The following is a 9,813-nucleotide window of genomic DNA, read 5'->3' on the forward strand; positions in this document are numbered from 1 at the left end:
GCGCGGCGGGCAGCCGTGACGGCGACGGTAAATCCGGTCAGGCTGGTCATGAAGTGATTGTCGCAGACTCCCCGGCCGGAGCAGTGGCAGCAGCGTCCGTGCGTGGGACGGCGAGGTAGACGCGCCAGGTGGTCACTGCGGCGACGGCATAAAAGCCGGCGAAGATGATGAATGCCCAGGTGGCCGCGCCGGTGCTGGCGTACGACTGGCGGAGCACCAGGTTGATACCCACACCACCGAGACCACCGACGGCGCCGGCGATACCGATCACCGCGCCGGACATCGAGCGCGAGTAGGCGGCGCGGCCGGCTTCATCGAGCGGCAGGGACCGGGCGGCGGCGTCGAACACCGACGGGATGATTTTGTAGACCGAACCATTGCCCATCCCCGATAGGATGAACAGGATCACGAAGCCGACCGCGCACAGGGCCACCGAGGTGCCGGCAGCGATCAGCACGGCGGCACCACCGAGCATGCCAATGAATACTGCGAAGGTCACTGAGCTGCCGCCGAACCGATCGGCGAGCTTACCGCCGTAGACGCGGCTGATCGATCCGAGCAGCGGGCCGATGAAGGCGATCTGCGCGGCGTGCAGTGCGGCTTCAGCGGCCGATTGGCCGTCCGCCCGGAAGTTCAGCGCCAGCATTTGCCCGAAGGCGAACGAGAAACCGATGAATGAGCCGAAGGTTCCGATGTACAGCAGTGCGATTGTCCAGGTGTGCCGGTTGGCGACCGCGGCCCGCATGGCGGCCATGTCCACGCCCGGCCCCTCCAGGTTGTCCATGTAGAGCGCGGCGCCGATACCGGCGATCACCAGTGCCACCAGGTAGACGGCGCACACCCAGTAGGGCTGCCGATTGCCGGCCACCGCGATCACCAGCAGACCGAGCAACTGCACGGCGGGCACGCCTAGATTGCCGCCGCCGGCATTGAGCCCGAGGGCCCAGCCTTTCAGTCGCTGCGGGTAGAAGGCGTTGATGTTGGTCATCGACGAGGCGAAGTTGCCGCCGCCAATCCCGGTTAAGGCCGCCACCACGAGGTACATCCACAGCGGCTGGCCGGGGTTGGCCAGCAGCACCAGGGTGGCGGTCACCGGGATCACCAGCACCACGGCCGAGAAGATCGTCCAGTTGCGGCCACCGAAGCGGGTGGTGGCCATGGTGTACGGAAAGCGCAGCAGTGCCCCGGTCAGGGTCGCGACGGCCCCGATCAGGAACTTGTCACCGAGGGTGATCCCATAGACGTTCTCCGGCATGAACAGCACCATCACCGACCACAGCGACCACACCGAGAAACCAACGTGCTCGGCTGCCACGGACCAGATCAGATTGCGGCGGGCGATCGCCGAGTTGCCACTCTCCCAGGCCGCTACATCCTCGGGATCGAAGTTGGTCAGGGTATGAGTTCTCTTACGCGCCATAAGGTTCTCCTTCTCGAGTTGCCGATGAAGGCGAATCTACGAAGGTGATGTTTCCCGATCGAACGCACTGCTGTCTCCCTCGAGTAAGGAAGATCTCTCAGCGCGGCGGCGTCGAGTGTGCGTTCACTAGCCGCAGGTCAACCCAGCGCGGGCATCCACCGACCCCGCATCATGACGAGCACCACAACGCTCAATACGACGAGTCCGATCGCCATCGCGATGGCCGAATCACTGTCCCGCTGTAGTGCCAGGTAGATCGACAGCGGCATCGTCTGGGTGACGCCTTCGACGTTTCCGGCGAAGGTCACCGTCGCACCGAACTCGCCGAGCGCCCGCGCGAAACACATCACCGCGCCCGCGAGTATTCCGGACCGAATATTGGGCACGGTTACCCGCCAGAAGGTGGTCATTTTGCTCGCTCCGAGCGTGTACGCGGCCTCTTCGGCGTCAATGTTGCGGCTGCGCAGCGAGGCCTCGACGCTGACCACGAGAAACGGCATAGCGACCACGAGTTGGGCGATCACCACCGCCGCGAAGGTGTACGTCGGCGTCCAGCCGAACCACGCATCGAGGTATTGGCCCAGCAGCCCGCGACGGCCGAGCAGGGTAAGCAGCGCAGTGCCGATAACCACCGGCGGCATCACCATGGGCACGATCACCAGCAGCCGAACCAGCCGGGTGGGTGTGATCGCACCGGAGGCCAGTACCGCGGCCAGTGGCACGCCGAGGATCAAGGCTAAGACCGTGGCCAGCAGCGCGGCGCTCAGCGAGAGCCACAGCGCTTCCAGCGCCGCTCGCGCGGTCAGCAGCTCCCACATCCGCCCCCACGGTGCCGCCCAGGCTAGGGCGATCAGCGGGGCAACCAACACCGCCAAACCCACGATCCCGACACCGGCGATCGGTGCCGGGAGCCGAGTGTTCGGCCGGTACGCCCGCGGGGTCAGCGGCTCAGGCACGTCACCGCGTTCAGGGGGCGCCAAAGCCCGCATCGGTCAGAATCTGCTTGCCCTTGTCTGAACTCAGCAGGTTCACGAAGTCTTTGCCGTTATCGGTCAGGGCCGCTGCCGGGTACTCCACCACCGGGGCGTTGGGGATCTCGATGGTCTCCACCTTGTCCCCGGCCGACGTCGCGTCGGTCGCGTAAACGAGGGCGGCGTCGGCCTCCCCGCTGGTCACCGCCCCGAGCGCGGCACGCACGTCCACTGCACGGCTGATCGGCTGTGGGGTGCCGTTGATGGCGCTGATCGCCGTCTCAGCCGCACGACCGCACGGCACTTCGCTCGCACAGATCACCGTACGGTGGCCCGCGGCGGTGAAGTACTCCAGTCCAGTCACGTTGCTCGGATTACCCGCCGGCACCACGATGACCAGTTTGTTGGTCGCGATGATGACCGGATCTTTGGCGACACCCGCGGCCACCGCTTTGTCCATGGTCGTGGTGTCAGCGGTGATCAACACGTCGGCCTTGGCCCCGGACTCGAGACGCTGCACGAGCGCCGACGACGCGGCCGCGTCGACCTGTACCTCGGCGCCGCCATGCTCGTCGCCATAGGCCTGCGTCATCGGCTTCATCACGTCAACGAGCGAAGCTGCGGCCATGACCCGAACGCTGTGCTCATCGCTGTCGCTGCTGCCGCATGCGGCGCTTGCTGTGGCCAGTCCGACGATCGCTGCGATCGCGACGGTGGCGCGCAATGACATGTGCCAGTTCATGGTGCTCCTTGTAAATCGAGTAGTCGTTCGGCGCGCGACGGTGGTGCCGTCGGAGGCCCCATGCTGCCGCAGGAAGTGCTCACCCGCCAGCGAACGGCGGCAGCAGATCCACCTCGCCGCCGATCGGCGCAGCATCGTCGCGCAGCAGGTCGTCGCCGTCGAGCACGCAGCAGTGGCCGGCGAGTTCACCGGCCCGGCGGCCGTGCCGCGCTGCCACGGCGCGGCGCAGCCCACCAACGGTCGCCTCGGTGACCGTGAGTTCTTCCCGGTGGCAGCCGACGGCATCCACCAGCGCCGCGAAGTAGGTGACGACGACGGTCTCAGCCACCGATCGCTCCCATCGAGCGGCGCGGATGCGTCAGGATATCGGCGGGCAAGTGCCCGGGCGACTTACGCCAGGTCACCTCGCGCCACGCGGCGATCAAATCGGCGTCGTCGCCACCACCGCGCAAAATCGACCGCAGATCGATCTCGTCGTCGGAGAACAGGCACGGTCGCACGCGCCCTTCCGCGGTGATCCGCGTCCGATCGCACGCCCCACAGAACGATCGGGACATCGACGCGATGATCCCGACGGTGCCGGGGCCGCCGTCGACCCGCCAGCGTTCGGCCGGTGCGCCTGCGTCTTCCCGACCGACGGCCGTCAGTGCAAAGTCCTCGCCGAGGGCGGCCAGCAGATCGGCGGCCGTCACGTAGCTGTTGCGGTCCCAGGTGCCTTCGGCATCCAGTGGCATCGCCTCGATGAAACGCAAGGCCAGACCCCGGTCCAGGCACCAGCGCAGTAGTTCCGATGCCCGGTCAAGATTCTGTTGCAACGCAACGGCATTGATCTTCACCGGTGCCAGCCCCGCGGTGACGGCGGCGTCGATACCGGCGATCACGTCGGGCAACCGGTCGCGCCGCGTGATGGCGGCGAACAGTTCGCGGTCCACCGTGTCCAGCGAGACATTGATCCGCGACAGCCCCGCTGCAGCGAGTTCTTTCGCGCGGCGGGCCAGACCCAGTCCGTTGGTGGTCAAAGCGACAGGCACTTCTGGGTGCGCAGTGCGAATGGCGGCGATGATCGCTTCGAGATCGCGGCGGATCAGCGGCTCGCCGCCGGTAAGTCGCACTTCGTCGATCCCCAGTTGGTCAACGGCGACATCCACCAGCCGCACCACCTCGTCGGCGGAGAGCAGTTCCTCCCGAGGAAGGATCGCCAGCCCCTCGGCCGGCATGCAATAGTGGCAGCGCAGATTGCAGGCCTGGGTGAGGGAAATCCGCAGATCACGCGCGCGCCGACCCAGTCCGTCCATCAAGACCGACTGCGTCCGCGGATCTGCGATCGTCACACGTCGACGTTAGCAGGAATTGCCGTGCCGTTAATGGTCGCCGGGTCTGGGCGGACCGGTGAACTAGGGTGAGGTGGTGACCCGCCGACCGATCGCCGACCACCGTGCCCAGGTAGCCGAACGGCTTTCCGGTCTCGCGCGCACTGAAACCATTCCGGTGCGCGTGGCCCTCGACCGAGTGACCGCCGAACCGGTCACGGCCCCCTACTCACTGCCACTGTTCGACAACTCGGCGATGGACGGCTTCGCCGTCCGCGCCACCGACGTGACCGCCGGAGCGACGCTGCCGGTGCGCGGCCGAATCTACGCCGGAGATGGCGCACTGAGCACACTGGCGGTCGGCACTGCCATGGCGATCATGACCGGCGCCCCCCTGCCCAGCGGGGCCGATGCGGTGATCCCGGTGGAGCAGACCACCGAGCGCGACGGTTCGGTGCTGTTGCACGAGTCGACGACCAGTGGCGCATTCGTCCGGTCGGCCGGCGATGACGTGTCCGCCGGCGACGTCGTCGTCGGTGCGGGCGTGCAGCTCGCCCCACGTCATCTCGGCGCCCTGGCCGCCAGCGGCGTCGAGTCGATCACAGTGCATCGGCGCCCCGCGGTCGCGGTGATCTCCACCGGCAGCGAACTGATCCTCGCCGGGACGGAACCCGTCGGCGGACAGGTTTTTGAGTCCAATTCTCTTGTGCTGCAGGCACTTGCCGCCAAGCATGGCGGGCAGGTCATCTTCATCGCGTCCGCGCGGGATGACGACAGCTTCGCGGCGGTGCTGACCGCTGCGTGCCAGGATGCCGACGTGGTGATTACCTCGGGCGGCGTCTCGATGGGCGAGCGCGAACCTGTCCGCCAGCTCCTGCAACCGCACGGCTGGTTCGGGCCTATCGCCATGCAGCCGGGCGGACCCCAGGGTTTGGCGACCTGGCACAAGACGCCGATCATCGCGCTGCCGGGCAACCCGGTCAGCATCGTCGTCTCCTTCGAAATCCTCATCCGCGACACTCTCCGGGAACTCGCCGGCCTACCAGCGATCCCCGCCGGGCAGGCCACGCTGGCCCGGGCCGTCACCTCGGTGGCGGGCAAGACCCAGTTCCTGCGGGGTGTGACCAACGACGACGGCCAGGTGGTCCCGATCGGCGGGCCGGGCAGTCATCTGATGGTCACCGCCGCTGCCGCCGACCTGTTGATCGAGATCGATGCCGACACCACGGCGCTCGACGCCGGAGCCGAGGTGACCACATGGCCGATGACATAGCCGCGGGGGCCGCCGGACTGACCCATCTCCGTGCCGATGGCACCGCGGCGATGGTCGACGTCTCGGCGAAGGCGGTCACCAAACGGGTGGCCACCGCGTGCGGTGTCTTTCGCACCACCACCGAAGTGATCGAGGCCGTGCGCGGCGGCGGCATCACCAAGGGCGATGTCCTGGCGACCGCCCGCATCGCGGGCATCCAGGGCGCCAAGCGCACGTCCGACCTGATCCCCCTGTGTCATCAACTGTCGCTGTCGAAGGTCGCGGTCGACTTCACGTTGTCCGACACCCAGATCACCATCACCGCCACCGCCGCGACCACCGGCCGCACCGGGGTCGAGATGGAAGCGCTGACGGCGGTTGCCGTCGCCGGACTGACCCTGCACGACATGGTCAAAGCCCTCGACCCAGCCTCCGAACTGACCGGGATCACGCTGCAGTCCAAGAGCGGGGGCCGCCGCGGACACTGGCGTCGGGAGTCGGCAGCCGCACCCGGACAGGTGCCGCTCCACGACACTCAGCGCGCCGTCGTACTGGTCTCCTCCACCCGCTGCGCGGCGGGACAGCGGGAAGACACCACCGGGCCGGTGATCGTCGAATGGCTTGCCGCCCAGGGACTTTCGCCCGATCCGGCAATCGTCATCGCCGATACCGAGTTCGCTGGTGAATTGCGTCGGGTCTTGGCCACCCACCCCGCCGTCGTGGTGACCACCGGCGGTACCGGGCCCACCGTCGACGATCTGGTGCCGGAGGCCACCGCTGCGCTACTCACCACCGCGCTTCCCGGGATCGCCGAAGCTATCCGCGACAAAGGCCGCGCCACCACGCCGCTGGCCGCGCTCAGCAGAGGTCTGGCCGGACTGGCTGGCGGCACCTTTGTGGTGAATCTGCCGGGCTCGTCCGGCGGAGTCCGCGACGGCCTGGACGTCCTCGCACCGATCCTCGGTCACCTGCTGGAGTTGGCGCAGGGGGCCGGGCACGATGACTGACATCGGTGATCAGCCGCTCGATCCCCGCGTCTGCGAGGCACGAGTGCTTTCCGCCGCCGACGGTGCGCTGGTGACCTTCACCGGCGTCGTCCGCAACCAGCACGGCGGTCGTTCTGTCCGCGGGCTTCGCTACGAGGCGCATCCAGCGGCCGACCGCTTTTTGCAGGAGGTGCTGGCCCGCCACCGCACCGCCGATATCCGCGTCGCGGCACAGCATCGCGTCGGGGATCTCACCATCGGCGAACTCGCCGTCGTCGTCGCCGTCGCTGCACCGCATCGCGGCGAAGCCTTCGCCGTCTGCGCCCAGGTGATCGACGAGATCAAATCCCAGGTGCCGATCTGGAAGCACGAGACCTACACCGACGGCGACACCGCGTGGGTCGCGGCCTGCACAAAATAATCGGCGCGTCCGGGCCCGAAGAGTCAGGCCAACTGGTAGACACCGAGCGCATTGTCGACGATGGTGCCGAAGTACAGCACACCGTCCCGCTCGGCGACGCTGGTGACGAAGGTGTAGTCGACGCCTTCGGGCTTGATATCGTGCACGATCTTTCCGTCGAAGTCGAAGGCGATCACCCAGACCACGTCCTCCGGGCTCGGACCGAGGCGCTCGGGCACCTTGGCGAGGATCTTGCGGGCACGCGGCGGGAGTCTGATGATCCCCTCCAGCACCGGGTTCCGCGGGGCGGCGAGCGCGCACCACACCAATCCGTCGCTGCCGATCGACAGATTGTCGGGATAGCCGGGCAGATCGTCGAGCACTACCTCCACCTCGCCGGTCCGGTCGCCAGTCAGCCAATAGCGGGTGATCCGCGAGGCACCGGTCTCGGCGACCAGGACGAAGGACTCGTCGGGGGCGAGAACCAGTCCGTTGGCGAACTGAAGATCGTCGAGCAGCACATCCACTTTGCCGTCCGGCGTGCGGCGGATCAGTCGGCCGCTGCCGGAGTGCTCGATCAAGTCACTGCGCCAATTGTCGATGGTGAAGCGCTGCGACGAGGAGGTGAAATACAGCGTCCCATCGGCGGCGGCGACGACGTTGGAGGCGAACCGGAGTGGCCGATCGTCGACCGTGTCGACCAGGACCGTCGGGCGTCCGCGACCACCCTCCAGATGCAGCAACCCGCGGTCGTGATCGCAGATCACGATCGAGCCGTCGGGCAGCGCCTCCAGACCGAGGAGGTGGCCCGCGGTGTCGGCGAGAACCTCGACGGCGTCGTCTCCGGGAACGACGGCCACGAGCCTGCCGTCGTCGAGTCCGGCGATGATCCGGCCGTCGGGCAGGCACACCACATCTTCGGGGCCGTTACCGGGCAGGGCGATTCGTCGGAAATCAGTCACGCCCCTTTCATACCAACAAAGTGCGGCCGATACCTGAGGCATTGGTCCCCTCTATCAAAAAGATAGGCACTTTGTTGCATAGCAACACGATGCATTGATACGGTCGATTCATGGCCCTCGACCACGCGATCCTCGTCTCCCTTGCGGAGCGTCCGGGGACCGGCTACGAGATCGGCCAGCAGTTCCAGCGGTCGATCGGCCACTTTTGGTCGGCCACGCACCAGCAGATCTACCGAACGCTGAAGAAGCTCAGTGCCGACGGCCTGGTCACCTACCACGACGTCGCCCAGGATGGCCGGCCCGACAAGAAGGTCTATTCGATCGCCGACGCTGGCCGGGACCTGCTGGCCCAGTGGGTCGCCAGCCCGACACCGGTGGTGCCGCTGCGCAGCGACCTCGGCGTCAAACTGCGCGCCGCCGAGTTCGGCGACCTTGCCCTGGTCCTCGCCGAACTCACCGCGCACCGCGACGAAGCCCACGCCATGCTCGAGCTGTATCGCGGTTTCCAGCGCGACTACTACCCCGACCCCGACGCGCTGACCGGCCGCAAGCTGCACCAGTACCTGGTGCTGCGCGGCGGTGTGCGCGCCTCGGAGGCCACCGTCGACTGGTGCGACGAGACCATCGCCGGCCTCTCGCGCGAACTCACCCAATAACCGACTCCATCAAGAGAAAGGTCGCCATGTCAGCCCCGGCCAGCGCCCCCAACGTTCACTTCCCTAAGCTCTTCGAGCCGCTGCAGATCGGTGGCATGACGCTGCGTAATCGCATCGTCATGGGCTCCATGCACACCGGTCTGGAGGATCGGGTCTGGGATACGCCCAAGCTGGCGGCCTACTATGCCGAACGCGCTCGCGGCGGCACCGGTCTGATCATCACCGGCGGCTTCGCCACCAGCCGTACCGGCCTGCTGCTGCCGTTCGCCGGCAAGCTGACCAACCACGCCGACGTGCTCCGGCATCGCGAATTCACCAAGGCGGTGCACGCCGAAGACGGCAAGATCGCCCTGCAGCTGATCCATGCTGGCCGCTACGGATACACGCCCCTGAAGGTGGCACCGGGCAGCGCACCGTCGCCGATCCACCCGTTCAAGCACCTGAAGATGACCGAGACGGTGATTCGGCACGTGATCCGCACCTTCGGCCAGTCGGCCAAGCTGGCCCGTCGCGCCGGGTACGACGCGATCGAGCTGATGGGCGGCGAGGGCTACTTGATCAACCAGTTCCTGTGCCCGCACACCAACGATCGCACCGACAAATGGGGCGGAACCACCGAGAACCGCCAGCGCTTCCTGGTGGAGATCATCAAGGAGGTGCGGTCGCAGGTGCCTCGCGACTTCCCGGTGATCCTCCGCCAGTCCGTCGCCGACTTCGTGAAGAACGGGCAGACCTTCGACGAGATCGCGCTGCTGGCTAAGAAGGCAGAAGACCTCGGCGTCGATGCCATCAACACCGATATCGGCTGGCATGAGGCCCAGGTGCCGACCATCGTCACCTCGGTGCCGCGCGGCGCCTTCGTGAAGTTCACCGAGCGGTTGCGCGACGTCGTCGACATCCCGCTCATCGCGTCGAACCGCATCAACACCCCGGAATTCGCCGAAGAGATCCTCGAGCGCGGCCGGGTGGACGCGGTGTCCATGGCGCGCCCGCTGCTGGCCGATCCGGACTTCGCAAATAAGGCCGAGCAGGGCCGGTCCGATGAAATCAACACCTGCATCGGCTGCAATCAGGCGTGCCTGGACCACGCCTTCGTCGGCAAGAAGGTCTCGTG

Annotated in this window: 11 protein-coding genes; 5 read left to right on the top strand and 6 right to left on the bottom strand. The window is 67.0% G+C overall.

The window, feature by feature from the left end:
• Positions 1–46: 46 nt before the first annotated feature.
• From WAW85_RS13055 to moaA, 5 genes are all read right to left on the bottom strand, one after another.
• Positions 47–1,420 carry an MFS transporter gene (locus WAW85_RS13055; RefSeq protein ID WP_422560036.1) on the bottom strand — a complete coding sequence of 458 codons (1,374 nt, stop codon included), beginning with the start codon at positions 1,418–1,420 and terminating at the stop codon, positions 47–49.
• Between the two features lie 137 nt (positions 1,421–1,557).
• On the bottom strand, positions 1,558–2,376 hold the full coding sequence (locus WAW85_RS13060) for an ABC transporter permease (RefSeq protein ID WP_422560037.1): 819 nt from the start codon (positions 2,374–2,376) through the stop codon (positions 1,558–1,560).
• 10 nt (positions 2,377–2,386) lie between these two features.
• The gene (gene modA / locus WAW85_RS13065) at positions 2,387–3,133 is read right to left on the bottom strand and encodes a molybdate ABC transporter substrate-binding protein (protein ID WP_422560038.1); all 747 of its coding nucleotides are present in this window, start codon (positions 3,131–3,133) and stop codon (positions 2,387–2,389) included.
• Positions 3,134–3,212: 79 nt separating this feature from the next.
• Positions 3,213–3,461: a MoaD/ThiS family protein gene (locus WAW85_RS13070; RefSeq protein WP_422560039.1), complete on the bottom strand. Its 249-nt coding sequence runs from the start codon at positions 3,459–3,461 to the stop codon at positions 3,213–3,215.
• Positions 3,454–4,428: a GTP 3',8-cyclase MoaA gene (moaA, locus tag WAW85_RS13075; protein ID WP_422560046.1), complete on the bottom strand. Its 975-nt coding sequence runs from the start codon at positions 4,426–4,428 to the stop codon at positions 3,454–3,456. Before moaA ends, WAW85_RS13070 begins: the two co-directional genes overlap by 8 nt.
• Before the next feature lie 112 nt (positions 4,429–4,540).
• On the opposite strand from moaA, the gene glp reads away from it, so the two are divergent.
• From glp to WAW85_RS13090, 3 genes are read left to right on the top strand one after another with little or no spacing between them, the layout of a single operon-like run.
• Positions 4,541–5,716, top strand: a complete 1,176-nt coding sequence (gene glp, locus WAW85_RS13080; protein ID WP_422560040.1) for a gephyrin-like molybdotransferase Glp — start codon at positions 4,541–4,543, stop codon at positions 5,714–5,716.
• Entirely contained in the window at positions 5,701–6,702 is a 1,002-nt protein-coding gene (gene moaCB / locus WAW85_RS13085; protein WP_422560041.1) for a bifunctional molybdenum cofactor biosynthesis protein MoaC/MoaB, read from the top strand. Before glp ends, moaCB begins: the two co-directional genes overlap by 16 nt.
• Positions 6,695–7,102, top strand: a complete 408-nt coding sequence (locus WAW85_RS13090) for a molybdenum cofactor biosynthesis protein MoaE (protein ID WP_422560042.1) — start codon at positions 6,695–6,697, stop codon at positions 7,100–7,102. Before moaCB ends, WAW85_RS13090 begins: the two co-directional genes overlap by 8 nt.
• A gap of 23 nt (positions 7,103–7,125) precedes the next feature.
• On the opposite strand, the gene WAW85_RS13095 is transcribed toward WAW85_RS13090, so the two are convergent.
• Complete coding sequence (locus tag WAW85_RS13095; RefSeq protein WP_422560043.1) at positions 7,126–8,043, bottom strand: SMP-30/gluconolactonase/LRE family protein; 918 nt, start codon at positions 8,041–8,043, stop codon at positions 7,126–7,128.
• A gap of 110 nt (positions 8,044–8,153) precedes the next feature.
• On the opposite strand from WAW85_RS13095, the gene WAW85_RS13100 reads away from it, so the two are divergent.
• Together WAW85_RS13100 and WAW85_RS13105 are read left to right on the top strand one after the other, a co-directional pair.
• Positions 8,154–8,699, top strand: a complete 546-nt coding sequence (locus tag WAW85_RS13100; RefSeq protein ID WP_422560044.1) for a PadR family transcriptional regulator — start codon at positions 8,154–8,156, stop codon at positions 8,697–8,699.
• Between the two features lie 26 nt (positions 8,700–8,725).
• Positions 8,726–9,813: 2,4-dienoyl-CoA reductase FMN-binding domain-containing protein (locus WAW85_RS13105; RefSeq protein WP_422560045.1), on the top strand; the 1,088-nt coding region annotated here is incomplete at its 3' end.

Source organism: Gordonia sp. (in: high G+C Gram-positive bacteria) (assembly GCF_049299075.1).
GTDB lineage: Bacteria > Actinomycetota > Actinomycetes > Mycobacteriales > Mycobacteriaceae > Gordonia.

Excerpts from the sequence above, each read along its gene's own strand:
- WAW85_RS13055 (WP_422560036.1), bottom strand. The coding sequence starts at position 1,420 with ATGGCGCGTAAGAGAACTCATACCCTGACCAACTTCGATCCCGAGGAT.
- modA (WP_422560038.1), bottom strand. The coding sequence starts at position 3,133 with ATGAACTGGCACATGTCATTGCGCGCCACCGTCGCGATCGCAGCGATC.
- moaA (WP_422560046.1), bottom strand. The coding sequence starts at position 4,428 with ATGGACGGACTGGGTCGGCGCGCGCGTGATCTGCGGATTTCCCTCACC.
- moaCB (WP_422560041.1), top strand. The coding sequence starts at position 5,701 with ATGGCCGATGACATAGCCGCGGGGGCCGCCGGACTGACCCATCTCCGT.
- WAW85_RS13090 (WP_422560042.1), top strand. The coding sequence starts at position 6,695 with ATGACTGACATCGGTGATCAGCCGCTCGATCCCCGCGTCTGCGAGGCA.
- WAW85_RS13100 (WP_422560044.1), top strand. The coding sequence starts at position 8,154 with ATGGCCCTCGACCACGCGATCCTCGTCTCCCTTGCGGAGCGTCCGGGG.